23 protein-coding genes are annotated in these 25,941 nt (G+C 66.0%); 13 read left to right on the plus strand and 10 right to left on the minus strand.

Annotation, left to right across the window (positions count from 1 at the left end; translation table 11 throughout):
* Nucleotides 1-43: 43 nt before the first annotated feature.
* The 7 genes from ligD (at nucleotide 44) to ACZY08_RS02250 (ending at nucleotide 5,870) form a co-directional block, all read left to right on the plus strand.
* A complete protein-coding gene (gene ligD / locus ACZY08_RS02220) occupies nucleotides 44-1,285 on the plus strand; it encodes a non-homologous end-joining DNA ligase (RefSeq protein ID WP_463742981.1) in 1,242 nt (413 codons plus the stop codon).
* 8 nt (nucleotides 1,286-1,293) lie between these two features.
* On the plus strand, nucleotides 1,294-2,025 hold the full coding sequence (locus ACZY08_RS02225; RefSeq protein WP_463742982.1) for a (Fe-S)-binding protein: 732 nt from the start codon (nucleotides 1,294-1,296) through the stop codon (nucleotides 2,023-2,025).
* Complete coding sequence (locus tag ACZY08_RS02230; protein ID WP_463742983.1) at nucleotides 2,022-3,488, plus strand: LutB/LldF family L-lactate oxidation iron-sulfur protein; 1,467 nt, start codon at nucleotides 2,022-2,024, stop codon at nucleotides 3,486-3,488. Before ACZY08_RS02225 ends, ACZY08_RS02230 begins: the two co-directional genes overlap by 4 nt.
* On the plus strand, nucleotides 3,485-4,108 hold the full coding sequence (locus ACZY08_RS02235; protein ID WP_463742984.1) for a LutC/YkgG family protein: 624 nt from the start codon (nucleotides 3,485-3,487) through the stop codon (nucleotides 4,106-4,108). Before ACZY08_RS02230 ends, ACZY08_RS02235 begins: the two co-directional genes overlap by 4 nt.
* A gap of 146 nt (nucleotides 4,109-4,254) precedes the next feature.
* A complete protein-coding gene (locus ACZY08_RS02240; protein WP_463742985.1) occupies nucleotides 4,255-4,704 on the plus strand; it encodes an STAS domain-containing protein in 450 nt (149 codons plus the stop codon).
* Between the two features lie 462 nt (nucleotides 4,705-5,166).
* Nucleotides 5,167-5,553 carry a heme-binding protein gene (locus ACZY08_RS02245; RefSeq protein WP_463742986.1) on the plus strand — a complete coding sequence of 129 codons (387 nt, stop codon included), beginning with the start codon at nucleotides 5,167-5,169 and terminating at the stop codon, nucleotides 5,551-5,553.
* A complete protein-coding gene (locus ACZY08_RS02250; protein WP_463742987.1) occupies nucleotides 5,553-5,870 on the plus strand; it encodes a hypothetical protein in 318 nt (105 codons plus the stop codon). Before ACZY08_RS02245 ends, ACZY08_RS02250 begins: the two co-directional genes overlap by 1 nt.
* 135 nt (nucleotides 5,871-6,005) lie before the next feature.
* Here ACZY08_RS02250 and ACZY08_RS02255 read toward each other — a convergent pair whose 3' ends face one another.
* The gene (locus ACZY08_RS02255) at nucleotides 6,006-7,217 is read right to left on the minus strand and encodes a CaiB/BaiF CoA transferase family protein (RefSeq protein WP_463744110.1); all 1,212 of its coding nucleotides are present in this window, start codon (nucleotides 7,215-7,217) and stop codon (nucleotides 6,006-6,008) included.
* 188 nt (nucleotides 7,218-7,405) lie between these two features.
* Between ACZY08_RS02255 and ACZY08_RS02260 the strand changes: the two genes are divergently transcribed.
* The gene (locus tag ACZY08_RS02260; RefSeq protein ID WP_463742988.1) at nucleotides 7,406-9,295 is read left to right on the plus strand and encodes an acyl-CoA dehydrogenase family protein; all 1,890 of its coding nucleotides are present in this window, start codon (nucleotides 7,406-7,408) and stop codon (nucleotides 9,293-9,295) included.
* A 78-nt stretch (nucleotides 9,296-9,373) separates the two neighbouring features.
* Nucleotides 9,374-9,751, plus strand: coding sequence for a hypothetical protein (locus tag ACZY08_RS02265; protein ID WP_463742989.1), 378 nt, complete (start codon nucleotides 9,374-9,376; stop codon nucleotides 9,749-9,751).
* A 9-nt stretch (nucleotides 9,752-9,760) separates the two neighbouring features.
* Here ACZY08_RS02265 and ACZY08_RS02270 read toward each other — a convergent pair whose 3' ends face one another.
* Together ACZY08_RS02270 and gabT are read right to left on the minus strand one after the other, a co-directional pair.
* Entirely contained in the window at nucleotides 9,761-11,215 is a 1,455-nt protein-coding gene (locus ACZY08_RS02270) for an NAD-dependent succinate-semialdehyde dehydrogenase (RefSeq protein ID WP_463742990.1), read from the minus strand.
* 17 nt (nucleotides 11,216-11,232) lie between these two features.
* A complete protein-coding gene (gene gabT / locus ACZY08_RS02275) occupies nucleotides 11,233-12,579 on the minus strand; it encodes a 4-aminobutyrate--2-oxoglutarate transaminase (protein ID WP_463744111.1) in 1,347 nt (448 codons plus the stop codon).
* Nucleotides 12,580-12,658: 79 nt separating this feature from the next.
* On the opposite strand from gabT, the gene ACZY08_RS02280 reads away from it, so the two are divergent.
* Nucleotides 12,659-14,170, plus strand: coding sequence for a PucR family transcriptional regulator (locus tag ACZY08_RS02280; protein WP_463742991.1), 1,512 nt, complete (start codon nucleotides 12,659-12,661; stop codon nucleotides 14,168-14,170).
* A gap of 4 nt (nucleotides 14,171-14,174) precedes the next feature.
* Here the strand turns inward: ACZY08_RS02280 and ACZY08_RS02285 are convergent, their stop codons facing one another.
* The 7 genes from ACZY08_RS02285 to ACZY08_RS02315 all read right to left on the minus strand — a co-directional run bounded on the left by ACZY08_RS02285 (nucleotide 14,175) and on the right by ACZY08_RS02315 (nucleotide 22,744).
* On the minus strand, nucleotides 14,175-14,981 hold the full coding sequence (locus ACZY08_RS02285) for an acyl-CoA thioesterase (RefSeq protein WP_463742992.1): 807 nt from the start codon (nucleotides 14,979-14,981) through the stop codon (nucleotides 14,175-14,177).
* 58 nt (nucleotides 14,982-15,039) lie between these two features.
* Nucleotides 15,040-16,053, minus strand: coding sequence for an AurF N-oxygenase family protein (locus tag ACZY08_RS02290; RefSeq protein ID WP_463742993.1), 1,014 nt, complete (start codon nucleotides 16,051-16,053; stop codon nucleotides 15,040-15,042).
* 131 nt (nucleotides 16,054-16,184) lie between these two features.
* Complete coding sequence (locus ACZY08_RS02295) at nucleotides 16,185-17,342, minus strand: acyl-CoA dehydrogenase family protein (protein ID WP_463742994.1); 1,158 nt, start codon at nucleotides 17,340-17,342, stop codon at nucleotides 16,185-16,187.
* Nucleotides 17,342-18,565, minus strand: a complete 1,224-nt coding sequence (locus ACZY08_RS02300) for an MFS transporter (RefSeq protein WP_463742995.1) — start codon at nucleotides 18,563-18,565, stop codon at nucleotides 17,342-17,344. Before ACZY08_RS02300 ends, ACZY08_RS02295 begins: the two co-directional genes overlap by 1 nt.
* Before the next feature lie 11 nt (nucleotides 18,566-18,576).
* Nucleotides 18,577-21,486, minus strand: coding sequence for an MMPL/RND family transporter (locus ACZY08_RS02305; protein ID WP_463742996.1), 2,910 nt, complete (start codon nucleotides 21,484-21,486; stop codon nucleotides 18,577-18,579).
* Nucleotides 21,483-21,887 (minus strand): MmpS family transport accessory protein, encoded by a 405-nt coding sequence (locus ACZY08_RS02310; protein ID WP_463742997.1) that lies wholly within the window; start codon nucleotides 21,885-21,887, stop codon nucleotides 21,483-21,485. The genes ACZY08_RS02305 and ACZY08_RS02310 overlap by 4 nt, the downstream gene beginning before the upstream one ends.
* 242 nt (nucleotides 21,888-22,129) lie before the next feature.
* Nucleotides 22,130-22,744: a sigma-70 family RNA polymerase sigma factor gene (locus ACZY08_RS02315; RefSeq protein WP_463742998.1), complete on the minus strand. Its 615-nt coding sequence runs from the start codon at nucleotides 22,742-22,744 to the stop codon at nucleotides 22,130-22,132.
* A 383-nt stretch (nucleotides 22,745-23,127) separates the two neighbouring features.
* Here ACZY08_RS02315 and ACZY08_RS02320 point away from each other — a divergent pair, with 383 nt between their 5' ends.
* From ACZY08_RS02320 to ACZY08_RS02330, 3 genes are all read left to right on the plus strand, one after another.
* On the plus strand, nucleotides 23,128-24,540 hold the full coding sequence (locus ACZY08_RS02320) for an NCS2 family permease (RefSeq protein ID WP_463742999.1): 1,413 nt from the start codon (nucleotides 23,128-23,130) through the stop codon (nucleotides 24,538-24,540).
* A 32-nt stretch (nucleotides 24,541-24,572) separates the two neighbouring features.
* On the plus strand, nucleotides 24,573-25,535 hold the full coding sequence (locus tag ACZY08_RS02325) for a DUF808 domain-containing protein (protein ID WP_463743000.1): 963 nt from the start codon (nucleotides 24,573-24,575) through the stop codon (nucleotides 25,533-25,535).
* Nucleotides 25,536-25,698: 163 nt separating this feature from the next.
* On the plus strand, nucleotides 25,699-25,902 hold the full coding sequence (locus tag ACZY08_RS02330) for a cold-shock protein (RefSeq protein WP_166908296.1): 204 nt from the start codon (nucleotides 25,699-25,701) through the stop codon (nucleotides 25,900-25,902).
* Nucleotides 25,903-25,941: the final 39 nt, after the last annotated feature.

Below are 25,941 nucleotides of genomic sequence, written 5' to 3' on the forward strand. Positions count from 1 at the left end.
AAGTGACATCTATCGCACTGCGGGCGGTAACTACCATGTGGTCATGGCCGGTGCAATGTCGCTGGAGATCGATGGCCTCGAAGTGGCCGTCAGCAACCCCGACAAGGTGGTTTTCCCTGACGCGCACGTCACCAAGCTGGACCTGATCAACTACTACCGATCAGTGGCCGACGGTGCGCTGCGCGGGGTTTACGAACGCCCGATGATCCTCAAGCGGTTCGTCAAAGGCATCGCCACCGAAGCCATCTTCCAGAAGCGGGCGCCGGAGAAGCGGCCGGATTATGTCGACGTCGCCGAGCTCAAGTACCGGTCGGGCACGTCGGCCAAGGAAGCGGTCCTGCGCGATGTCGCGGGCCTGGCGTGGGCGGTGAACCTGGGATGCGTCGATTTCAACCCGCATCCGGTGCGGGCCGAGGATCTCGACCATCCCGATGAGCTCCGCGTCGACCTGGATCCGATGCCCGGGGTCGGCTGGTCGCAGATCGTCGATGTCGCCCACGTCGCCCGCGAGGTCCTGGAAGAGCACGGCCTGACCGCGTGGCCCAAGACGTCGGGCTCGCGTGGCTTCCACATCTATGCGCGCATCCAGCCGAAGTGGCCGTTCACCAAGGTGCGGCTGGCGGCCGAGACGGTGGCTCGGGCGGTAGAGCTCAGGGCACCGGACATTGCGACCGCGCGCTGGTGGAAAGAAGAACGGGGGACCCGGGTCTTCGTCGACTTCAACCAGAACGCCAAGGACCGCACGGTGGCCTCGGCCTATTCCGTGCGGGCCACCCCCGATGCCCGGGTGTCGACCCCGCTGCGCTGGGACGAGGTCGACGATTGCCGGCCCGAGGCATTCACGATCGCCACGGTGCCCGATCGGTTCGCCGAGATCGGCGACCCGTGGGAGGGCATGGATCTCGCGGTCGGCGAATTGGACGCGCTGCTCGGGCTCGCCAAAGAACTCGGCCCGGCCGAGAAGGCGCCCAAGGGCGCTTCCCACGACGGGCGCAGACAGTCGAGCATGCCGCTGATCGAGATCGCCCGCGCCAAGACCAAGGACGAGGCCATGGCGGCGCTGGATGTGTGGCGTGAGCGGTACCCCGCGGTGGCTGCGCGACTGGAGCCCGTCGACATCCTGCTCGACGGCATGCGCGGCCCGAGTTCGATCTGGTACCGGGTGCGGATCAACCTGCTGCACGTGCCGGAGGCCGACCGCCCGCCGCAGGAAGAGCTGATCGCCGATTACAGCCCGTGGGAGCACTATCGCGGCGCACAGTGGCAGCGCGGCGGAAACACTTAGGAGTGCGTATGCGAATCGCCCTGTTCGCGACCTGCCTGGCGGATGCGATGTTCCCACCCGCGGCGATTGCCACGGTTCAGCTGCTCGAGCGCCTCGGCCACCAGGTGGAGTTTCCCAAAGGCCAAACCTGTTGCGGCCAAATGCATGTCAATACCGGCTATCTCAAAGAAGCCACGGCGCTGGTCCGCAACCACGTCAAGGCCTTCGAATCCGCGAACTGCGACGCGGTGGTGGCGCCCTCGGGCTCGTGCGTCGGTTCGGCCCGCCACCAACACGCGATGGTGGCCCGCCGGGCCGGCGACGAGGACCTGGCCACGCGCGCCGAGAGACTGGCCGAAAAGACCTATGAGTTGTCTGAATTCCTGGTCGACGTCCTCGGTGTCGACGACGTCGGTGCCTACTATCCGCACCGCGTCACCTATCACCCGACCTGCCACTCACTGCGCATGCTCTGGGTGGGCGACAAGCCGCTGCGGCTGCTGCGCAACGTGCGAGGCCTGACACTGGTGGAGCTGCCGGATGCCGAATCCTGTTGCGGATTCGGCGGAACCTTCGCGATCAAGAACTCCGATACGTCCACCGCGATGCTGGCCGACAAGATGGCCCACATCGCAGCGACCGGGGCCGAGGTCTGCAGTGCCGGGGACTCGTCGTGCCTGATGCACATCGGCGGCGGGCTGAGCCGGCTGCGTTCCGGCGTGCGCACCGTGCACCTGGCCGAGATCCTGGCGGCCACATGACCACATTCCTGGGCACCCCCGGCGTCGGCAACCTGAGGGGCGACGAAGCCTTCCCGAAAGCTGCCCGCACCGCGCTGGCCGATTCCCAACTGCGTCGCAACATCGGCCACGCCACCCACACCATCCGGACCAAACGGCTGGCCGCCGTGGCCGAATGCGACGACTGGGAGCAGTTGCGTGCCGCGGGCAGTGCCCTCAAACAGGACGTCATGGCGCGCCTTCCCGAGTTGCTCGAGCAGTTCGAGGACAACGTCAGCCGGCGAGGCGGCGTGGTGCACTGGGCCCGCGACGGCGATGAGGCCAATCGCATTGTCGCCGAGCTCATCCGCGCCACCGGCTCCGACGAAGTGGTCAAGGTCAAGTCGATGGCCACCCAGGAAATCGGTCTCAACGAATATCTGGAAGCCCAGGGTATCGCCGCGTTCGAAACCGACCTGGCCGAGCTCATCGTGCAACTCGGCCACGACAAACCGAGCCACATCCTGGTGCCGGCCATCCACCGCAACCGGGCCGAGATCCGCGAGATCTTCAACCGGGAGATGCCCGACGCGGGCGAGCTCACCGACGACCCCCGGGTACTGGCCATGGCGGCCAGGGCCCATCTGCGGCGCAAATTCCTCACCGCGAAGGTCGCGATCAGCGGGGCGAACTTCGGTGTCGCCGAGACGGGCACGCTGGCCGTGGTGGAATCCGAAGGCAACGGCCGGATGTGCCTGACGTTGCCGCAGACGCTGATCACGGTGATGGGTATCGAGAAGATCGTCCCGTCGTTCACCGATCTCGAAGTCTTCATGCAGTTGCTGCCGCGGTCGTCGACGGCAGAACGGATGAATCCGTACACCTCGATGTGGACCGGTGTGCACCCCGGCGACGGGCCCCAGGAATTCCACCTGATCCTCCTCGACAACGGCCGCACCCGGGTGCTGGCCGATGAGGTGGGTCGCGCCGCGTTGCACTGCATTCGCTGCAGCGCCTGCCTGAACGTCTGTCCGGTCTATGAACGCACGGGCGGGCATGCCTACGGTTCGGTCTACCCGGGCCCGATCGGGGCGATCCTGAGCCCTCAGCTCACCGGCACCACCGGTCACGACGATCCCAACGCCAGCCTGCCGTTCGCCTCCTCGCTGTGCGGAGCGTGCTTCGAGGCCTGCCCGGTGCGCATCGACATCCCGTTGATCCTGGTGCACCTGCGCGCGCAGCAGGTGGACAAAGAAAGAGGGGCCCTTCCGTCCGGACAGGATCTGGCGATGAAGGCCGCGGGCTGGGCGATGTCCGGCGCGGGCCGGTTCGCGCTGGCTGAAAAGGCTCTGGGTGCCGGGCGGCTGATCGCCGGGCGCGATCACCGCATCTCCGCGCTGCCCTGGCCCGCGTCCAAGTGGACGGCCAGCCGCGACATTCCCGAGCCGCCCGCCGAGACGTTCCGGCAGTGGTGGAGCCGCACCCACGAGGGCGGCCGAGGGTGACCGGCCCGACCCCCGACGCGGCTCGGGCCACGGTTCTCGGCCGGATCCGCGGCGCCCTGGCCTCCGCACCCCCGCCCGCGGTCGCGGTGCCCAGGGACTACCACCGTGAGCCGCTGACCGGCGCCGGCGACGTCGAGCGGTTCGCCGAGACAGTCGCCGAGTACCGGGCGCGGGTCCATCGCATCGGGGTTGACGAGATCGCGTCGACCGTCCTCGGTCTGGTCGGGCCGGAGGCCACCGTCGTCATCCCGGCCGATCTGCCGCCCGAGTGGGCGACCGGGCTGACAACGGTCACCGACATGCCGGCGCTGCGTGTCGAGCAACTCGACAGAGCCGATGCGGTGCTGACCGGGTGTGCGCTGGGGATCGCCGCGACGGGCACGATCGTGCTGGATGCGGGGCCCGGACAGGGGCGGCGTGCGCTGACCCTGGTGCCCGACCATCACATCTGCGTGGTCCGGGTCGATCAGATCCTCGATACCGTGCCGCAGGCATTTGCCGAGCTGACGCCGACGCGGCCACTGACGTTCATCTCCGGCCCCAGCGCCACCAGCGACATCGAACTACAGCGGGTAGAAGGAGTCCACGGGCCCCGAACGCTCGACGTGCTGGTCGTGTGAACCTTACTGACGAGTAAGCCTCGGAGGGTTCTTAGCAAAGTATTAACGCTGGCTCCCAGCAGCCTTATTTTGCCCGCATAGCGTCATGGACAGGTTGACGCGACGGAGCTCAGCCCGAGCTCAAGAAAGACGGCGGGAGGCTGATCATGACTTTCACGAACAACACCCCGGCAATGGATCGACACTTTCGGTACGGGAACTCGGCAGTCATCTGCGAGGGCGCATCGATGCGCGCGCAGTGCCGCCAACTGGCGACAGTGGTGACCATCAAGGGAGACGTCGACAGCAACAACATCGATCAGATCGCGTCATATGTGAATCGGTTCATCCTTGCGGAGAAGCCGTTGGCGCTCGATCTGAGTGGCGTGAACAGCTTTGCACCGCACGCGATCTCGCTTTTCTACGATATCGATGAACGGTGCGGTGCACTGGGCGTGGACTGGGCGGTAGTCGCCAGCCAGCCGGTCACCGCTGAGATCCGCCGCCAGGAGGTGGGCGTCCCGCTCAGCTCGTCGGTGCCAGAAGCCCTGCATCACTTCGCCGAAGGCAACACGGCACGCCGCCGGTTGCTGCCCCTGCTTACCAAGAGCGCCTGAGAGAAAGGCCAACGCAATGTTGATCGATGTCCGCTGGTTGTCCCGCCTGCTTCGCCATCGTCACCGGGTGGTGCACATCTAAGCCCAACGCACACAAGACATCTTTCGAAGCGGCTGCCGGACCTGGTCCGGCAGCCGCTTCGTTCTGTCAGGGTCTATGTGATGTCGAGCGGTCCGGCCGGGCGTGGCCGAGAAGTTGTTCTCGAATCGAATCTTGGTGCGCTGCACGGTGAACGGGTTGCACTCGCAGTAAGAGTAGCTCTCATCCCGGGGATCGATTCTCACCGACTCGGCTGCGCCGGGCAAAGTGTCCTCACCCGCTCCTGCAAATGCTGACACGTCACGGCGAGCCACGTCCTTGCCGAGCGAACGATTCGTCGCACACACCCTGTTTCACCTGCTAAAGTTCGGCCCGCCGGGCGATGCAATCGGCACCTGCCCGCCTCGGGAAGGAGTCCCGCTGTGTCCCGCACTCTGACCACCGCGCGCTACGGAATGGTGCCGGCTTTCGCCGCCGGTGCCGTCGGGGTTGTCGTGGGTCTGTTCAGCCCCGTGACAGCGGCCGCCGAGCCGCCACCGCGCCCACCCGATTGCACGGCCGCCGATCTCGCCGGCATCGCCTCCGGGGTCGCCGCCGCAACTTCCACCTATTTGTGGGCCCATCCGGACGTGAACGATTTCTACACAAATCTGCACGGCCGCCCACAGGAAGAAGTGCCGGACGCCACCCGAACCTTCTTCGACGGCAACCCCCAGGCACACGCTGACCTGGTCGGGATCCGTCAACCGCTGACCGACTTCCGCGCCCGTTGCGGGATCAAGCCACCCGATCAGCCCTTAGGACAATGATGAAGAACCCAACGCCTCGATCATCATGGCTCCGCGCGGCCACGGTCGCACTCGCCTTCACCGCGCTGCCCGGCGCCATCGTCCTGGCCGCCCCGGCCGGGACGGCCAGCGCCGACGTGTGCGCCAGCGCCGGACGCCGGATCTCGGTCGGCGGGTGCGTCAACGTCGCCGACGCCGTCGCGCCATACGTTCCGCCGCCGGCCTACTACGCCCCGCTTCCGGAGGACGTGCCACCGCCGCCGCCCCCACCGGGTTCGAACGTCAGCGGCTGCATCGGCTACAACGGCCGGTGGGTCCACGCCGGCGGTTGCAACTAACTCAGGCGATCGCGCCGGCGTGCACCGATTTCGCCGACATGCACCGTTTTCCACCCAGGGGTTGTGACCGCGGTCGGTGAACAGCCCTGGCGTGGAAACCGGCGTCCGGGCAGAGCGGGCCCCGGACTCAGCGAGTCAGGCGATCGCGCCGGAGTCCTTGAGTTCTTCGATCCGGTCCCAATCGATACCGAGCTCCATCAGCACGAGCTCGGTGTGCTCGGAGGCCTGAGGTGCCCGGGTGGTCTCCAGCGGTTCGTGGTTGAACTGCACCGGCCCCCGCACCACCTTGAACGGCTTGCCGCCGTCGGTGGCCTCGACCTCGACGATCATGTCATTGGCGACGGCCTGGTCATCACTGGCGAGGTCGGTCAGGCTCTGGAACGGCGCCCACTGACCCTTCATGGTCTTGAGGTGTTGGCGCCAGTATTCGAACGGCTTACTTCCGATCGCCTGGGCGATGAGTTTGACACCTTCCGAGGCGTTCTCGATCAGCGGCAGCACGTCGGAGAAGCGCGGGTCATCGGCGAGCTCGGGCAGACCGAGGTGTTCGAAGGCGTCGCGGATGTAGCCGGTCGGGCTGACGATGCACAGGTTGATGGTCCCGCCGTCGGACGTCCGGTAGTTGGCCATGAACGGATTCACCGAGGTGGCGTCGTCCGGCATCAACGAGCGCATGGTCTCCCCGGTCTCCATGCCCTGGGTGACGCTGGCGCCGGCCGCCCACCACGCCGTGCTCAGCAGCGACACGTCGATCTCGGCGGTTTCCCCGGTCCGCTCACGGTGGAACAGGGCCGCGGAAATGCCTCCGGCGATGTTCATCCCGCCGATCGAATCGCCGAAGGCCGGGATACCCTGGGACAGAGCACCATTGATCGCTTCTGGGGTGAGGGCGTGCCCGACGCCGCTGCGGGTCCAGAAGGCGGTGCCGTCGAAGCCACCGGTATCACGCTCGGAACCTTTGTCGCCGTATGCGCTTCCGCGGGCATAGATGATGTCGGGGTTCACCGCACGGATGTGCTCGACATCGAACTTGTTCTTCTGCCGTTGGGCGGGAAGGTAATTGGTCAGGAAGACATCGGCCGTCTTGGCGATCTCGTACAGCACCTCCTGCCCGCCGGGGGTCGAGACGTCGATACCGACGCTTCGCTTGCCACGGTTGGGGTGCTCGATGAGCGGATGCCGGTTCGGGTCGAGTTGGTGCCCACCCATGTTGATGAAGCCGCGCTGCGTGTCGCCGCGCACGGGATGTTCCACCTTGATGACGTCGGCACCCCAATCGGCGAGGATGGCGCCCGCCGCCGGGACGAACGTGAACTGAGCGACCTCAAGTACTCGCACGCCCTGCATGACCTTGATCAACGCGGCTCCTAACCGTTGCACTTACGGTAAGTGTAGCGAGAGACCGCCGCCCGGATCGGGGCCCCGCCGAAACGGCATTCCGGCTGAAGAAGTTCGAGAGCAGCCCTGCCGGAATGCCGTTTCGGCGAAATTTGGCGCGGGTATGCCACCGGCGGACGGATGTATGGAGGCCGGCGATGACCGCTACCGGAGAAGTCAACGAACGACAGGCCAGGCAGGTCGCCGAGCAGGCGCGTGAAGCCCAGTGGCGCCAACCCAGTTTCGGCAAAGAGCTCTTCCTCGGGAGATTGCGGCTGGATCTGGTCCACCCACATCCACGCGGTCCGGCCGAGACGACGCAGCGGGGTGAGGCATTCCTGGCCAAGCTGCGGCAGTTCTGCGAGACGCAGATCGACGCCGCGGTCATCGAACGCGACGCGCAGATCCCCGACAAGGTGATCCGTGGGTTGAAGGAACTCGGCGCGTTCGGCATGAAAATCTCGACCGAGTACGACGGGCTCGGCTTGTCCCAGGTCTATTACAACAAGGCACTCGCCCTGGTCGGCTCGGTCCATCCCGCGCTGGGGGCGCTGCTTTCGGCACACCAGTCGATCGGAGTCCCGCAGCCGGTGTCGATGTTCGGGACGGCCGAGCAGAAGCAGACCTGGCTGCCTCGGTGCGCGCGGGAAATCAGCGCATTCCTGCTCACCGAACCCGATGTCGGCAGCGACCCGGCCAGACTGCACGCCACCGCCACCCCCGACGGTGACGACTACCTGCTCAACGGGGTCAAGCTGTGGACCACCAATGGCGTCATCGCCGACCTGCTCGTGGTGATGGCCCAGGTGCCGGCAAGCGAGGGGCACAAGGGTGGCATCACCGCGTTCGTCGTCGAAGCGGATACGCCCGGCATCGTCGTCACCAATCGCAACGCATTCATGGGACTGCGCGGCATCGAGAACGGCCTGACCAAGCTGACCGACGTACGGGTGCCGGCCGCCAACCGCATCGGTCGCGAAGGTGAAGGCCTCAAGATCGCGCTGACCACCCTCAACGTGGGACGGCTCTCGCTGCCGGCGGTGTGTACCGGGACGGCGAAGTGGTGTCTGAAGATCGCCAGGGAATGGTCGAAGGAACGCGTGCAGTGGGGTCGGCCGGTCGGTGAGCACGACGCGGTGGCCGGCAAGGTGGCGTTCATCGCCGCGACGGCCTACGGAATCGAGTCGATGGTCGAGCTCGCCAGTGAGCTCGCCGACGCCGGGCGGACCGATATCCGGATCGAGGCTGCCCTGGCCAAGTTGTACGGGTCGGAGATGACGTGGTTGATCGCCGACGAGCTGGTGCAGATTCGTGGCGGGCGTGGCTTCGAGACGGCCGAATCGCTGGCAGCCCGCGGTGAGCGTGGCGTGCCGGTCGAGCAGATCCTGCGCGACATGCGGATCAACCGCATCTTCGAAGGTTCCACCGAGATCATGCATCTGATGCTGGCCCGCGAGGCCGTCGACGCCCACCTCTCGGTGGCCGGCGACATCATCGACCCCGACGCCGACCTCAAGCACAAGGCGAAAGCGGCGGCACAGGCCGGTAAATTCTATGCCCGCTGGCTACCCACCCTGGTCACCGGGAAAGGCCAACTACCAACCTCATTCACCGAATTCGGAGCGCTCGGCGAACACCTGCGCTATGTCGAGCGGGCCAGCCGCAAGCTCGCCCGCAGCACCTTCTATGCGATGTCCCGATGGCAGGGCAAGCTGGAGCACAAGCAGCGCTTCCTTGGCCGGATCGTCGACATCGGCGCGGAATTGTTCGCGATGACCGCGGCCTGCGTCCGGGCCAGCAGCGACGCACCGGACTCCGCGGTCGAGCTCGCCGACGCGTTCTGCCGCCAATCCCGGGTGCGGGCCGAGCGGCTGTTCACCGAACTCTGGGACAACAGCGACGATTCTGACCGGACGCTGGCGCATGACGTGCTGGGCAGCCGGTACACCTGGCTGGAGGACGGGATCATCGACCCGTCGATCGAAGGGCCGTGGATCGCCCAGGAGGGCGGCGACGTGACGGAGGACGTGCACCGTGTCATCGGTTGAAGAAAGTACTTGCGCACGTGAACAAGTCACCCACGAATGCTTCCTGAGAACCGGGCACGCTCGTAGAATCAACGAGTTATGACGACCCCGTCGAACGCGCACGGCGGATGGGCACAGTGGCCCCATTCGGTGCCTGCGCTCGACCACCGTCTCACCCGCAGACAGGCGCGTCAGCTGAGCCGCCGGTTCGCCGGGGTGGGCGTGGGCATCGCCGCGGCCCGCCTTCGCGAAATCTCCTCCGGTGCCCCTGCCGCCGAGACTGAACTGGAACATGTCGAGTTCGCCTTCGTAGCAGACGAACTCATGAAGGACGAGCGGATCGCGAAGTTGGCACGCGGCAAGCAGCGCTGTGTGTCGTGGTTCGTGGTCCTCGTCATGGGGCTGATCATGTTCAGTTCACTGTTGTGCATGGTCGTGCTGATGTTGAGCCTGATGCAGCATTCGGCACCGTTCTGAGTCGGCCGCTCAGTCAAAGGCGACGCTGAAGTACTGCGTCTCCTGAAACTCCTCAAGCCCGACACGCGCGCCTTCGCGACCGAGACCGCTCTGCTTCATCCCGCCGAACGGGGTCGACGGGTCGGACACGACGCCCCGGTTGATGCCGACCATGCCGGCGTCGAAGGATTCGGCAAGCCGTACCGCATCCTGCAGCCGTCCGGCGTAAACGTATGCGGCCAAACCATATTCGGTGTCGTTGGCCCAACGCAGAAGATCCGCCTCGTCTTCCCACACCACTACCGGGGCAACAGGTCCGAAGATCTCGTCGGCGAGGATCGCGGCGTCCGGGGCAACTCCCGTCAACAGCGTGGGGGCGACGAACCAGCCCTCGGAGGGCGCCTGGGCCTGCGCGGTGATCATGGCGCCGCCGGCCACCGCGGCATCGATTGCGGCCGCCACCCGCTGGGCAGCGCGCTCGCTGACCAGGGGGCCGATCTGCGATGCCGGATCCGACGCGGGGCCCACCCGCAGCGCCGCCACCTCAGCACCGAAGCCGGCGATGAATTCGTCCGCCACCGACGCGTGCACGTAGAACCGGTTGGCCGCGGTGCAGGCCTGACCGCCGCCGCGGAACTTGGCCACCATCGCGCCCGCGACGGCCGCTTCGACGTCGGCGTCGGCAGTCACGACGAACGGGGCGTTGCCGCCGAGTTCCATGCTCGCGTTGACGATCCGGTCGGCGGCCTGCTTGAGCAGTACCCGCCCGACGCCGGTCGAACCGGTGAAGGACACCTTGCGGACCCGCGCGTCGCCCAGCCAGGCCTCGACCACGGAGGCCGCATCGGTGGTGGGAACCATGTTGACCACGCCGTCGGGAACACCTGCGGCTGACAGGATTCCGGCGATCGCCAGTGCGGTCAGGGGTGTCTCGGCCGCCGGTTTGAGGACCACGGTGCAGCCCGCGGCCAATGCCGGGGCGATCTTGCGGGTTGCCATCGCGGCCGGGAAATTCCACGGTGTCACCAGTGCGGCGACCCCCACCGGCTTGTGGGTCACCAGCGTGCGGGTGCCGCCGGCGGGGCTGATGCCGTAGGCGCCGTCGGTCCGCACCGCCTCCTCGGAGAACCAGCGGAAGAACTCGGCCGCATAGCCCACCTCGGCACGGGCGTCGGCCTGCGATTTCCCGTTCTCCGCGCAGATCAGCGCGGCCAGCCGCTCGGTGTCAGCGACCATCAGGTCGAACACCCGGCGCAGGATGTCGCTGCGTTGCCGCGGGCTGGTCCGGGCCCAGTCACCGAAGGCCCGGTGCGCGGCGTCGACTGCGGAGCGGGCATCGGAAACGGTGCCGTCGGACACTTCGGCGATGGTCAGACCCGTGGCCGGGTCGTGTACGTCGAACGTGGTGGCGGCCCCGCGGGCCTGCCCGTCGATGACAATGCCGTGCTTGGCGTCGAGTTCAGCGATCGCGTTGTGCGTATTCACAACAAAGGTCCCCGGACTCAGCGGGTCTCGGCGAAGATGGCGGCCAGGATGTCCAGGCCCTCCTCCAGCAGGTGGTCGGGCATCGACAGCGGCGGCAGGAACCGCAGCACGTTGCCGTAGGTGCCGCAGGTCAGCACCACCAAGCCCTGGGCGTGTGCGGCGGCAGAGACCTGCTTGGCCAGGTCGGCGTCGGGTTCGGTGGTGCCGGCCTTGACGAGTTCGACGGCGATCATGGCGCCGCGGCCACGGACCTCGCCGATCCGGGAATCCTCGGCGGCGATCGCGTCGAGGCGGCCGATCATGGTCTTCTCGATCTCCACGGCGCGGGCCAGCAGTCCGTCCCGCTCGATGGTGTCGATGACGGCGAGGGCAGCGGCGCACGCGATCGGGTTGCCGCCGTAGGTACCGCCGAGGCCGCCGGCATGCGGCGCGTCCATGATCTCGGCACGCCCGGTGACCGCCGACAGTGGCAGGCCGCCCGCGATGCCCTTGGCGGTGACGATCAGATCCGGCACGACATCGTCGTGCTCGACGGCGAACATCGCACCGGTGCGAGCGAAGCCCGACTGCACCTCGTCGGCGACGAACACCGCGCCGTTGTCGGTGCACCAGTTCTGCAGTGCGCGCAGGAATCCCGGTGCGGGAACGATGAATCCGCCTTCGCCCTGAATGGGTTCGATCACGACGGCGGCGACGTTGTCGGCGCCGACCTGCTTGTCGATGAGGTCCAGGGCGCGGGCGGCCGCAGCAGCGCCGTCGTTCTCGCCGTCACGGAACGGGAAGGAGGTGGGCACCCGGTACACCTCACCGGCGAACGGCCCGAAGCCGTTCTTGTACGGCTGGTTCTTGGCGGTCATGGCCATGGTGAGGTTGGTGCGGCCGTGGTAGGCGTGGTCGAACACCACAACTGCCTGCCTGCGGGTATAGGCGCGCGCGATCTTCACGGCGTTCTCGACGGCTTCGGCGCCGGAGTTGAACAGCACACTGCGCTTGTCGTGGTCGCCGGGAGTGAGCCGGTTGAGCTCCTCGGCCACCCGCACATAGCCCTCGTACGGCGTCACCATGAAGCACGTGTGGGTGAACGCGGCGACCTGTTGGGTGACAGCGTCCACCACGGCGGGTGCGCTGTTGCCCACGGTGGTGACGGCGATGCCGGAGCCGAAATCGATGAGCTGGTTACCGTCGGCGTCGACGAGGATTCCGCCGCCTGCGGCCACCACATAGACGGGCAATGTGGTCCCCACACCACCGGCCACCGCGGCGGTCTTGCGCGCCTGCATCTCCTGGGAGACCGGGCCCGGAATGGTGGTGACGAGCCGGCGTTCCTGGGTGACGGCCGCACCCGCGATCTCAGCGATGGTCACGTGTTCCTCCTGCAGCTGGCGGTATTCGTTCCTCACGCTAGGCAACCGTCGGCGCCGCCAGCAGGTCAGAAGTGCACATATGTCTCGTCTGTACTTGTGCAACACTGTCGGTGTGGTCCTGGTCGGCGATCTGCTGGAAGCACGCGCACTCGGGCTGCGTGCCGTCCAGGTCTGTCGCCCCGAGGCAGCGGTCCGCTGGGTGGCCACGAGTGAGCTCGCCGACCCGGGGCCATTCCTGGAAGGCGGCGAGATCCTGCTGACCACCGGCCTCGAAACCAGCACCTGGCACGACGAGTGGGACGGCTACGTGCACCGGCTCGGCGACGCCGGCGTGGCCGCAGTGGGGTTCGCCGTCGGACTCACCCACGCCGAGACGCCCGCTGAACTGACCGACGCATGCCGGCGACACCAGGTGAATCTGTTCGAGGTGCCGCGGCCGACCACGTTCGTCGCGATCAGCCGGCACGTCGCGCACCTGTTGGAGGAACAGGAGTCCACTGCCACACGCGAGTCGCTCAAGACGCAGCGCAAGCTCATCTCGGCCGCGGCCAAACCGGAACCTGCCGTTGCGGTCATCACGGCGCTGGCCGCGGCTCTCGACGGCGCGACGTGCCTGATGAATCCCGACGGCCGCGTCGTCACCGGCCCGGTCGGCACCCGCCGCGCCGAATTTCCACTCGACGAGGTCGCCGGCGACGTCAAGAGACTTCAGGCACACGGATTACGTTCGGCTGCCGCACAGTCGAATCCGACAACCTCGGTGTCGGTCCACCCGATCGGTCTGAGCGGGCGGGCATCGGCCTATCTGGCCGCCTTGATGCCGGCCCGGGCGTCGGAAGGACAGCGTCAGGCCGTGACGACGGCGGTGGCGCTGTTGGGGCTCATCGACGAGCAGGACCGGAGCCGTGCCACCACCCGACGGCACCTGCGCAGCCGCGCCCTAGAGCTCCTCGCCGAAAGTGACCTCCGCACAGCACAATTAGTGCTGGAGATGGACCAGGCGGCGATCGAGCTACCGAAGCACATTCGCTTCCTCCGAGGCGCCGGAGACGAATCCGCCATCGAGAACGCGGTAGCCACCCTCGAGCGACGCGGCATCCTCGCCGGGGTGTACGCCGGTGAGCTGTGCGCGGCCACCGAGCCTTCCCGTGCCGAAGCGACCGGTTCCCGGTTGGCCGAGGAAGGATTGCTCATCGGCATCGGGAATTCGGTCACACCCGGCGACGGCGAGACCGGCTACCGCACCGCCGGCCTGGCACTGGGTCAGGCCACCGATGTTTCCGGTGCGGTGGTGTGGGACCGGGTGATCGACAACGGCCCGCTCGGGCTGATCGATCCCGAGAAAGCCACCGCCTTCGCCGAATCCTGGTTGCGCGGGCTCGATTCCGAGCAGCTGGAGACTCTGCGTTGTTTCCTGCGCCACCACGGATCCCGGCTCAAGGTCGCCGAAGAACTCGGCCTGCACCGCAACACGGTGCGCAATCGTCTCGCGGCCATCGAGGCGGTGCTACCCGGGAAGCTCGACGATCCGCAGACCCGAGTGAGCGCCTGGATCGCCCTGCAATCGGTCCCCGAGGACCGCGGGCCGTGAAGTCTCAGGCCTTGAAGTAGACGAACTGGTGGCTGGTGGACAGCAATGCGCCGGTGCGGCCGAACAATTGCGCCGTCTGGTCGAAGTAGCCGCCGGAGTACTTGTGCGCCCGCGCCGTTCCCAGCATGAAGTCGTCCCCCTGCGCGGCGAGCTGCTCGCCGTCGGCGTGGAAATACACCGTGATCGACACCGTTCCGGCCGGTACGAACTGGCCGTGACGCAGGAAAACCCGCGGATAGAAGATGTCGCTCACCGCGGCCAGGGCGGCGAAATCCATTGGCCTGGAAGGCTTGTTGCGCACCCACAGGCTCGTGGTGGAACTCGCCGATGCAGTCGGTTCACTGCCGATGTCGGGCATCCCCCCGTCGACGAACCGCATGTCGTAGTTGTCGAACCACGTCACGCCGAACGGCGGCACCGTCGGCTCGATGTCCTCGGGCGCCGGAGCCTGCGGCCATTCGATCTCGGTGTCGGACCAGCCGTCGCGTCGTAGCCCGAATACCGCGGTGGCGGTGGTCTTGACCTCACCGTCCTGACTGAGTTCGACGATCCAGTGCTGATTGGATCGGTTGGTCTTGACGGCCCTGGTCACGATGTCGAAGTTGCCGTCGACGATCGGTGCCGCATAGTTCACCGTCAGGGCGATGGGCTGGCCGTGCCGTTTCGGGTGCAACTCGACCGCCCGCAGCATGGCGGCCGCGGTGATGCCACCGAACGGGCCGACCATGTTGGCCCACTCGGGGATTGTGCGCCCGCGCCACCGATCATCGCCGGACGGTTCGAGTTCCAGGGCCTTGTCGAAGGGATGCACCCGGCCACACTACCGAGGTGGCAGCACTTCTCCACCGTGGCGTCGGGATCGCCCGCTGTCAGGCGACGGTGACCGCTTTGCGCACCGGTTCGCTGCGGTAACGCGACGCGGGACCGTCAATTCGCAGAATCCGCCACAGGATCTTGGCGATCGGGTTCATCAGGCCGGTGTCCTCGGCAAGCATCCTCACGTCGCCGTAGATCTCGCGCAGCATCGCCCTGGAATTGGGCGACCGCCAGTAGATGTCTTTCATGACTGATCGCGGAATGTCGAACTCACGCCAGAAGGAGCGTGGTGGTTTGGCGATGAGCTTGGCCGCCAGGCGGAAGCTCAGCGGATACATGATCGACAGCCCAAATCGGTTGAACCGCCGCATTTCCGGGATTCGGCGACGCAGGAACTCGTGAGCAAATGAGATGTGGCGAGCTTCCTCGGCGACGTGTATCGCCATCACGCGCTCCATGATCGGGTGGACGTTGCCGCCCTCGCGCAGGATCGATTTCTGCAAGTGGTCGATCGGCTCCTCGCCGCACAACACCATCATGAAGAAGAACGTCGGCATCGGACTCGCGAACAGCGGCGGCAGCCAGTGGATCCATCTGAGCCACCGCACCAACCCCGGAGCGTCCACGCCCGTGTGATTCACCAACTCCTGGAACATCAGGGTGTGGTTGCACTCTTCCACCGCCTCGTGCAGGCAGTACCGGTATTCGGGGCTGCCGTTGGGAACCCAGAATGTGTAGTTCAGGATCCCTCGGATCAGCATGTTCTCGAATTGCAGGCCGGCCCTGGCGACATTCGCCTGACGCCACATGCCGATCGCAATCTGCTTTTCCAGCGGCTGCGCCTGGTACCACGCGTGCCCGCCCATGGGGTCGCTTTTGGGCAGCACCCATCGCGGGTCGTTCGCCGTCACCGTGAACTGCGGCGAATCCCACGGGATGTCCAGATACGGGTTGAAGTTGCGGTGCACCGATCCCGCCGACAGGGTCGCCAGCCTCGTGCAGTAATCCGCATCGTCGCTGACGTCCATCCGGTCCCGCCACCGCCGGACCGCCTTCGTCAATGCCATGACGTCCCCTCCCCAACACACCCAGGCCACATTTACCGGGACCGTGAGTCCCATTCCTCTTATCTGTATGGGACCCCCTGTCCCATACAGATGTCAAGGGCGTGCCGCGGCAAGGCGTCGGTTCAGCCGGTTTACTTCGCCGGCGAGTAGTTCGGCCGGCCCAACCCCAGTGCCTGCTGGGCGATCATGTTGCGGAACACCTCGAGGGTGCCCCCGTAGATGCCGGTGGGGCCGGCCAACCGGAAGATGTACTCGGCACCTCCGTCGTCTGCCGCCCCGGTCGCGCCGACGGGCAGCGCACCAGCCGACCCCAGGAGGTCCATCAGGTCCGGGGATACCTCGCGCATGGTCTGGGCGATCGCGACGCGGCCGTACATGCCGGGACTGCTCAGAGCGGCTTCCAACCGGGCGACGCCTCGGCCCAGTCGGTAGCTCGACGCCGCGTCGTCGGGGGCGACGGCCGCGACGTGGTCCACCGCTTCGGCCATCAGGTTGATGTGCTCGGTCATGGTGGCGAGCTTCTGCAGACCACGCGTCTCGCGTTCGAAGGTGCCATGTTCGAGTTCGAGGGCACCGCGCAGGACCGTCCAGCCGCCGTTCACCTCACCGACGCGGTAGCGGTCACCGACCCGCACATCGCTGTAATACGTGATGTTGGTGCGGTCTCCGTCGACGGTGCGGATCGGCTGGATCTCGACGCCGGGGGAATCCAGCGGCACCAGGAACATCGTCAGGCTCTTGTGTTTGGCCGCAGACGGATCGGTGTTGGTCAGCAGGAACACGTACTGGGCGTTGTGCGCATTCGAGGTGAACATCTTGGAGCCGTTGATAACCCAAGTTGATCCATCCGCTTCCCGCACCGCGCGGGTCTTGCAGGTCGCGACATCGGACCCGCCTTCGGGTTCGGTGTAACCCAGGCACAGCCGCAACCGCCCGTCCAGAACTCCCGGCAGCACCTCGTCGAGAAGCTCGGCCGAGGCGAACTTCTCGACGGTGTGGGCGACCATGGCAGTCGTCCCCCAGTGGAACCAGGGGGTGTGCGCGCGGCCGATCTCCAGCTCCCAGATGCGGCGCCGGACCGCGCTGAATCCGCCGTCGGCCTCGGCCCGGTAATCCCCGGCCAGATACCCGGCCCCGCCGAGGGCCAGATGCACCGCCTCGTCGAAGTTCTCCCCGGTCTCGCGGTCACGCGCGATCACCTCGTCGGTGACGACGCGGGCCAGGAACGCGCGCAGCTCTTCCCGGAAGGCCACGTCCTCCTCGGCAAGCTCGACATGGGAGAAGTCCATCAGGACACCGTGACACTTTCATCGTCATTTGTAAATACGACCTGCCCCCGTCGCAGCAGCAGGAGGAGCGCGCCACCGATGAACGCGGCGATTCCGGCCAGCACCAGGAACCCGTCGAAGCTGTTGGTGGCAGCCAACATACGACTCAACACCACCGCACCCAGGGCCGACGACACCCCGATCACCGCGGACAGGATGCTGAGGACCGTGCTGTACACGCCCAGGCTGAAGTGGCGTGCCACCAGGTAGGCGATCACGTCCCCTTCAGCTCCCCAGGCCGCTCCGAGACAGCAGACGGCCACGGCGAGGACACCGATGCCGTCCCACGACGAGGCGATGAGCAGGCAGCCGAGACCCGGCAGTGCCATCGCCACCGCGGCAACCGCCTGCGCGGGCAGTCGATCGAGCGCCACACCGCACACAAAGCGGCCGACGATGACGGCGGTCGCGAACACCGTGATGAGTACCGCGACGTCACCGCCGGCTCCGGCGTCGCCGAGCATGATGCCGAGTTGGGTGGTGGTGACCGAGTGGTAGAGATTGCACAGCAGCACACCCAGCAGCAGGATCCAGAACACCCTGCTGCGCCCGATGGCGCGGTAATCCCTGCCGGCCTTGCGTTCTCCCGCGGCCGGCACGGCGTCGCCGTTGCGCCTGGGCACGAGCATCAGGGCGATGACGCCGATGACCGCGATCGTGACGGCGATGGCCACACACCCGGCCCGCCAACCATGTGCGCGGTTCACGGCATCGACCACCGGAGCGCCGATCGCACCCAACAGGGGTGGACCTGAGATCGCGATGGCCAGGGCGAGACCCCGGGCCGCCTGGAAACGCGTTGCGACCAGCCGGCTGTAGATCGCCGGCGTCGTGGTCACCCCGAGCGCGATGAGTGCGACGTTGATCGCGAAGTACTGCCAGATCGGACCGGACATCAACGCGTACGCGATCCAGCACGACGGCAGCCCGACGACGCCGATGACCGCGACCCGCCGCACCCCGACAACGTCGGCGAGGCGGCCGTAGACCGGCAGGAACACGAACGTGAGCAACGTGATCGCGCCCGTCAGCGCGAAGTCCGAACGACTCCACCCGAACGCCGCCACGAACTGCGGCCCCATCACGGCGTTCGTGTAGGCGCTCAGGCTCAGACCCGCACTGAGGCCGGCGGTCGCGGCGGCCAGCGGCTGCCAATTGGTCCGAAACTCGCCGAAGTAGGTCATCGCCGGTGAATCTAGCCGGTGGACACCGGAATCGACGTTGTGTCCTCATCGTCGGCGCGGGGTGTGCGCGGCGGCACCGGTTTCCGGAAGTGGTTGTCCCCGCGGGGATAAACGACTTGTGGCCACCAGAACCACCGACCCAGCAGGGTGGCGATCGACGGCATCAGCAGCGAGCGCACGATGAAGGTGTCGATCAGCAGGCCGATAGCGATGGTCGAGCCCATCTGGGCCAGCACAATCAGCTTGCTCGCCATCATGCCGGCCATCGTCGCCGCGAACACCAGCCCGGCCGAGGTGACCACGCCACCGGTGCCGGCCATGGACCGGATGATGCCGGTCTTCAGGCCGGCGTGGATCTCGTCCTGGAACCGGGATACCAGCAGCAGGTTGTAGTCCGATCCGACCGCCAGCAGGATGATTACCGACATCAGCATGACCAACCAGTGCACTGGCATCCCGAACAGGTCTTGCCAGAGCAACACCGAGATGCCGAACGACGCGGCGATCGAGCTACCGGCCGTCAGCACGATGGTCAACGCGGCCACCGCACTGCGGGTCAGAATGAGCATGATCATGAAAATCAGCGTCAGCGCCGACACCACCGCGATCATCAGGTCGTAGCGGGCACCGTCGGACATGTCCTTGTACGTCGCCGCGACACCGCCGAGATAGATCTTGGCGTCCGACAGTGACGACATCTTCAGGGCCTCCTGCGCGGCCTTGCGCTCGGAATCGACTCGTGCGATCCCGTCCACCGTCGCCGGGTCGGTCTGGTGGGTGATGAACATGCGGGCGGACTTACCGTCCGGCGACAGGAACATTTTGAGGCCGCGCTCGAAATCGGGGTTCGTGAAGGCTTCCGGGGGCAGATAGAACAGGTCGTCGTTCTTGGCGTCGTCGAAGGCCGCACCCATTGACAGCGCCGTGTCGTTCATCGCCTGCATCTGGTCGATCAGGGCCTTCTGCGAGTTGTACGACGCCAGCGACAGGTCCCGGCTGGTTTCCATCGACGCGATCGTCTGGGGGAGCAGCGCAGTGAGTTTCGGGGCGAGGTCGGCCAGTTGGTCGGTATTGACCTGCACCGACGACGTCTTGTCGGTCAGCTCGTCGATCCCGTCGAGAGCATCGAAGACCGAACGCGCCGCCGAACACATGGGGATGTCGAAGCAGTGCGGTTCCCAGTAGAAGTAGTTGCGCATGGGCCGGAACTGGTCGTCGAAGTTCGCGATGTTGTCCCGCATCTTCTTGGTGACCTCGAGCAGCTCCTGCGACTTGGCCGCGGAGTCCTGTGTGAGGTGGGTCTGTTCGAGCGAGAGCTGGTATTGCCTCTTCATGATGTCGATCGAGGTGTTGGTCGCGTCGATCATCCGAAGCTGGTCTTCGAGTTGCTTGCGCTGGAACGGCAGGTTCATATTGCTGGTCTGCCCCGAGATACTGGTCTGGAACGGAATCGAGCTGTGCTGGATGGGGATTCCCAGCGGCCGGGTGATGCTCTGCACCATCGCGATGCCTTCGGCGTGCATCACATTGCTCGAAATCTTGTTCAGCACAAGCATGTCGGCGGGATTGCGCATGTCATGGGTGGACTCGACCATCAGGATGTCGGGGTTCATCCTGGCCTGGGAGAAGTGCCGGTCGGCAGCGGCGAAACCGACGTTCACCGGGGCGTCCTCGGGCAGGTAGTACCGGTCGTTGTAGGCCGGCTTGTACCCGGGGATGGCCACCACCCCGATCAGCACGATGAACAGGCTGGCCACGAAAATCGGTGCGGGCCAACGCACCACCGCGGTGCCGACTTTGCGCCAGAACTTGCTCTGCGGGGGCCGCTTGGACTCGTACAGCCCGATACGGCTGCCAAGGTAGAGCACCGCCGGGCCGAGCGTGACCGAGATGACCACGACCACGACCATGCCGATCGCGACGGGGGCACCCATGGTGGAGAAGTAGGGCAGTCGCGCGAAGCTGAGGCAGTAGGTCGCTCCGGCGATGGTCAGACCGGAACCCACGATGACGGGCGCGACCGATTTGAAAGTCGCGTAGTACGAGTCATCCCGGTCCAGGCCCATGCCGCGGTCTTCGCGATACCGGCCGAAGATGAAGATTCCGTAGTCGGTGGCAGCGGCGATCGCCAGCATGGTCAGGATGTTGCCCGCGAAGGTGGTCAACCCGAATACGTCGTGCATCGCCAGCACGGACACCACGCCGCGGGCGGTCAGCAGCGCCAGGAACGTCAGGAACAACTGGATCAGCGTGGTCCTGATCGAGCGATAGACCACCAGCAGCATGACTGCGATGGCGACCAGGGTGATCAGGGTGATCTCGGCCAGGCTCGCGTTGCCGATGACATGCATGTCATTGGTCAGTGCGGCTGGGCCGGCGACGTGCGCCTGCACCCCCGGGGGAGCCTTCGTTTCCTCGATGACCTTGCGGACCGCCTCGACGCCCTCGTTGGCCAGCGTCATGCCTTGCTCGCCGGCGAGGTTGATCATCACGTACGACGCCTTGCCGTCGGCGCTCTGCGCGCCGGCCGCAGTCAGCGTGTCACCCCAGAAGTCCTGGATGTGCTGGATGTGCTCGGGATCCTGCTGCAGTTTGCGGATGATCTCGTCGTAGTACTGGTGCGAGTCCGGGCCCAGCGGCTCCTGGCCCTCGATGACGACCATGATCGTGCTGTTGGAGTTGAACTCCTTGAAGTTGGCCCCCATCAACTTCATCGCCTGCATCGACGGGGCGTCCTCGGGCGCCATCGGTGCGGCGTGCAATTCGCCGACGACCTCGAGCTGCGGCGCGATCACATTGACGACGACCGCGATCGCGACCCAGATCAGGATGATCGGCCACGCCAGAATGCGGAGCAGGTGCGGGAAGACAGGTCGTTTCGGCTTGCCGGTGGGCTCAGGCGAGGTGGCGGATGTGGTCATGCGGACTTCACCAGGCAGTAGGTCTGGGCGTTGACGCCATTGGCGGATTGCTCCTCGCGGACAGTGCCGTTGACGGTGACCCGGCACCCGATGTGGTCGCCGCTGCTTTCACTGTCGCTGCGCGCCATCAGGTTCGCACTGACGGTCGGCAACGTGGTGGACAGGGTGACGGACCAGGGCAGCGGGGTGTTGACCGAGTGCACCTTGGCGTCCGGATCGAAATAGCTGATCTCGGCGGAAGTTCCGGGCGGTCCGTACACCTCGTACAAGACCACCTTGGGGTTGAACTGGACGATCTCGATCCCGGCGCCGGCATTCGCGTTGAGGTCCTCGGACCCGAACATGCGATGCAGACGGGAGACCACCAGGCCCGATACGGCCAGTACGACAATCAGAACCATCGGAATCCATGCGTATTTCAGCGAACGACGAACAGCCCGACCAGGACTCACCGGTACCTCCCGACGATTGCCCGCACCCGCCACTGGCACAGGCCCCGGCGATCGGCGAATTAGTTCGAATAACTATGTACAGCGGGGAGGAACTTTACACCGCCGTGAGCGGGAACGCAGTCGGGGCCCGCAGCCTGAGAACTTGCTGTCGGTTACCTGAAAGTCCCGGCCTTGCCCACCAGCCCGCGCGGCTAGGCTGCCGTGCCGTTGCCCGACGGACGGTCGAGATAGCCTCGGGCGACAGCCATTTCAACCAACCTCGAACGCAGCGCACGACGCCCGCGGTGCAATCGCGACATCACTGTTCCGACCGGAATCTGCAGAATCTCCGCAATCTCCTTGTAGCGGAAGCCTGCAACGTCGGCGTAGTACACCACGACGCCCTGCGATTCCGGCAACGCTCGCATGGCCTGGCGCACGTCGTCATCGCCCATCGATTCCAGGGCCGCCAGTTCCGCCGAGACCACGCCGAGCGGGAAGCGCTGCGCCACCTCTGCGAGTTGGGCATCCGAGAGTGCGTCGGCGAAGACCTCCCGCGGTCGACGCTGCGCGGTGCGGTACGCGTTGATCCACGTGTTGGTCAGGATGCGAAACAGCCAGGCCCGAATGTTCGTACCGTCCTGGAAGGTGTGAAAGCTGCTGTACGCCTTGACCATTGTCTCTTGAACCAGATCTTCGGCGTCCGCGGCATTGCGCGTGTATCGACGCGCGGCCGCGTAGAGCTGATCCACCAACGGCAGTGCATCGCGCTCGAACCGTTCCGCGCGACAATCGTCACTCACGTGTATATCCGTGCTCATCGGCATGGCCCCCGCTCCTGCCACTGCTCATATCGCCGGCCTCAGACAGTTCGCTCCTCGAAGTTATCCGGCGGCGCAGCCGTTCCCCAGGGGGATTACCCCCGGATTCGCGGCGGTTTTCCACACCGCACCGGTCGCGCCGAACTGTCATGCACGCAGCATGACACCTCAACCCAAGTTGAGGTCAAATGGTTTTCTGGCGCCAATCTCTTTGCGGCTGTTGCCCTTCAACATGTCAAAATTGACTCCACAGCAGCTGACTCAGACGGTGTTGGGCTCCACAGCCTTCCGCGCGCGCCGGGATCGAGCCGGAGGCCGCCAGTCGCGCCCATACGGTCATCGGCGATACGCCGCGAAACCGGGCCGTTCCCGCCTTAGGCTCATCGGTTATGAATCGACTCGATCGCTTCTTCGAGATCTCGGCCCGCGGCTCGACGGCCCTCTCCGAGATCCGCGGAGGCCTGGTCACCTTCATCGCGATGGCCTACATCATCGTGTTGAACCCGGTCGTCCTCTCCGGTTCCGCCGACGTCGCGGGCAACAAGCTCGAATTCGCTCAGGTCTCGGCCACCACCTGCCTGGCGGCAGGGGTGATGACGATCCTGTTCGGGATCATCGCGCGGCTGCCGTTCGCGTTCGCCGCGGGTCTGGGCATCAACTCGTTTCTGGCCACGACCGTGGTGGGCACGGTCACCTGGCCCGAGGCCATGGGCCTCGTGGTCATCGACGGTCTGATCATCGTGGCACTGGCGGCCAGCGGATTCCGCCGACTGGTGTTCGACGCGGTACCCATGCAACTCAAGCTGGCGATCACCGCGGGCATCGGGTTGTTCATCTTGTTCATCGGATTGGTCGACGCCGGATTCGTCGGTTCGACCGGCCTGCCATCTCCCCCGGTCGGTCTCGGCACAGGGGGTGTCGGCTCGATCAACACCGTACCGACCGTCGTCTTCGTATTCACTCTCCTGTTCACCGGAATCCTGGTGGCCCGGAAAGTGCGCGGCGGCATCCTGATCGGTCTCGTCACCGGCACCGTGGTCGCCGTGATCGTCGAGGCGATCTGGCACCTCGGCTCCGCTCAGGAGAACGCCGGCGGGTGGGGGTTGTCGGTGCCGACCCTGTCGGGCTCCCCGTTCGCACTGCCCGACCTGTCCCTCGTCGGCGATGTCAGCCTCGGCGCGTTCAGCCGGATCGGCGCCCTGGCGGCCATCATGCTGGTGTTCACCCTGGTGTTCGCCAACTTCTTCGACGCCATGGGCACCATGACCGGGCTGTCACGGGAGGCCGGACTGTCCGACGCCCAGGGCAACTTCCCGCGGCTGAAATCCGCATTGATCGTCGAAGGTGCCGGTGCCGTCGTCGGCGGCTCCTCATCGGCGTCGTCGAACACGGTCTTCATCGAATCCGGCGCGGGCATCGAGGAGGGTTCTCGCACCGGATTCGCCAACCTCATCACCGGCGCGCTGTTCCTGGCGGCCATGTTCGTCGCGCCGTTGGCCTCGATCGTGCCCACCGAGGTCGCCGCCGCGGCCCTGGTGATCGTCGGCGCCATGATGGTGTCGCAGCTGCGCCACATCGATCTCTCGGAGTTCTCGGTGGCCCTGCCGGTCGTGCTGACGGTGGCCACCATGGCATTCAGCTACTCGATCGCCAACGGCATCGGCGTGGGCTTCGTGGCCTGGGCCGTGCTGCGATCGGCCGCGGGTAAGGCCCGCGAGGTCAGCCCGCTGCTGTGGGTCGTGGCTGCCGGCTTCATCCTGTACTTCGCCCGCGGCTGGATCGAGTCGCTCATCGGCATGTGAGGGCCGGTAACCTTCACGATCATGGTGACGACATGAGCGCCGGCCTGTTCGGTTTGCTCGACGACATTGCGGCGTTGGCCCGGCTGGCGGCGGCGTCGATCGACGACATCGGTGCCGCGACCGGGAAGGCGACCGCCAAGGCCGCCGGCGTGGTGATCGACGACACCGCGGTGACGCCGCAGTACGTCCACGGCCTCACCGCCGATCGCGAGCTGCCGGTGATCAAGCGCATCGCGATCGGGTCGCTGCGCAACAAGATCGTTTTCATCCTGCCCGCGGCGTTGCTGCTCAGCCAGTTCGCTCCATGGCTGCTGACGCCGATCCTGATGCTCGGCGCGACCTACCTCTGTTTCGAGGGCGCCGAGAAGGTCTGGGGACGCTTCCTCAACCACGGCGGTCACGACGCCCACGACGCGCCCACCACGGCCGTCGGCGGCGACCCCGAAAAGTTCATGATCACGGGTGCGATCCGCACCGACTTCATCCTGTCGGCCGAGATCATGGTGATCGCGCTCAACGAGGTCGCTCACCAGCCCTTCCTGCCGCGGCTCATCATCCTGGTGATCGTCGCGCTGGTGATCACGGCCGCGGTGTACGGCGTGGTGGCCGGCATCGTGAAGATGGACGACATGGGCCTGCTGCTGGCCCAACGCTCATCGAAGGCGGCGCAGAAGATCGGCCGCGGCCTGGTGGCCGGGATGCCCAAGCTGCTCTCGGCACTGTCGACGATCGGCACAGTGGCGATGCTCTGGGTCGGTGGACACATCCTGCTGGTCGGTACCGACACCCTTGGGTGGCACACGCTCTACGGCCTGGTCCACCATGCCGAGGAGGCGGCGCGCCATGCAGTCGGCGGTGGGTTCGGCGGCCTGCTGGCCTGGCTGGTCAACACGGGTGTGTCAGCCGTCATCGGTCTGGTGATCGGCACCGTGGTGGTGGGGATCATGCACGTGCTGCCGTTCGGCAAGAAAGCCGATCACGACGCTCCTGCGTGATCGTCACCGCCGGTCCACCTGATTCGACCGAACGGCACGGGGCCCCACCCAGCCAAACGTCTGCGGCAGAAGCAAATTCTTTTAGGCGCCCCACCCATCGACGTGTCATACTTGATCCGGACGTTTTTGGTACGTCCAGTTTCACGATGAGAGAAGTAAAAATATGACACAGGGAACTGTGAAGTGGTTCAACGGCGAAAAGGGCTTCGGCTTCATCGCTCCTGACGGCGGCGCCCCGGACGTTTTCGTCCACTACTCCGAGATCACCGGCGGTGGTTTCCGGTCGCTCGAAGAGAACCAGCGTGTCGAGTTCGAGATCACCCAGGGAGCCAAGGGCCCCCAGGCAACGGGAGTTACCGCGGTCTAACCGCCCCAAGACCTGATGGTGGGCTGGTACGGATGAATT

It is taken from the genome of Mycobacterium sp. IDUB_9 (genome assembly GCF_055419505.1).

Bases quoted from the DNA above. Each gene is read 5' to 3' on its own strand.
- ACZY08_RS02250 (WP_463742987.1), top strand. From the start codon at position 5,553: ATGAAGAACCCAACGCCTCGATCATCATGGCTCCGCGCGGCCACGGTC.
- ACZY08_RS02240 (WP_463742985.1), top strand. From the start codon at position 4,255: ATGACTTTCACGAACAACACCCCGGCAATGGATCGACACTTTCGGTAC.
- ACZY08_RS02320 (WP_463742999.1), top strand. From the start codon at position 23,128: ATGAATCGACTCGATCGCTTCTTCGAGATCTCGGCCCGCGGCTCGACG.
- ACZY08_RS02230 (WP_463742983.1), top strand. From the start codon at position 2,022: ATGACCACATTCCTGGGCACCCCCGGCGTCGGCAACCTGAGGGGCGAC.
- ACZY08_RS02325 (WP_463743000.1), top strand. From the start codon at position 24,573: ATGAGCGCCGGCCTGTTCGGTTTGCTCGACGACATTGCGGCGTTGGCC.
- ACZY08_RS02260 (WP_463742988.1), top strand. From the start codon at position 7,406: ATGACCGCTACCGGAGAAGTCAACGAACGACAGGCCAGGCAGGTCGCC.
- ligD (WP_463742981.1), top strand. From the start codon at position 44: ATGGCCGGTGCAATGTCGCTGGAGATCGATGGCCTCGAAGTGGCCGTC.
- ACZY08_RS02225 (WP_463742982.1), top strand. From the start codon at position 1,294: ATGCGAATCGCCCTGTTCGCGACCTGCCTGGCGGATGCGATGTTCCCA.
- ACZY08_RS02265 (WP_463742989.1), top strand. From the start codon at position 9,374: ATGACGACCCCGTCGAACGCGCACGGCGGATGGGCACAGTGGCCCCAT.
- ACZY08_RS02305 (WP_463742996.1), bottom strand. From the start codon at position 21,486: ATGACCACATCCGCCACCTCGCCTGAGCCCACCGGCAAGCCGAAACGA.
- ACZY08_RS02315 (WP_463742998.1), bottom strand. From the start codon at position 22,744: ATGCCGATGAGCACGGATATACACGTGAGTGACGATTGTCGCGCGGAA.
- ACZY08_RS02300 (WP_463742995.1), bottom strand. From the start codon at position 18,565: ATGACCTACTTCGGCGAGTTTCGGACCAATTGGCAGCCGCTGGCCGCC.
- ACZY08_RS02310 (WP_463742997.1), bottom strand. From the start codon at position 21,887: ATGGTTCTGATTGTCGTACTGGCCGTATCGGGCCTGGTGGTCTCCCGT.
- ACZY08_RS02290 (WP_463742993.1), bottom strand. From the start codon at position 16,053: ATGGCATTGACGAAGGCGGTCCGGCGGTGGCGGGACCGGATGGACGTC.
- ACZY08_RS02280 (WP_463742991.1), top strand. From the start codon at position 12,659: ATGTCTCGTCTGTACTTGTGCAACACTGTCGGTGTGGTCCTGGTCGGC.
- ACZY08_RS02330 (WP_166908296.1), top strand. From the start codon at position 25,699: ATGACACAGGGAACTGTGAAGTGGTTCAACGGCGAAAAGGGCTTCGGC.
- ACZY08_RS02295 (WP_463742994.1), bottom strand. From the start codon at position 17,342: ATGGACTTCTCCCATGTCGAGCTTGCCGAGGAGGACGTGGCCTTCCGG.
- ACZY08_RS02255 (WP_463744110.1), bottom strand. From the start codon at position 7,217: ATGCAGGGCGTGCGAGTACTTGAGGTCGCTCAGTTCACGTTCGTCCCG.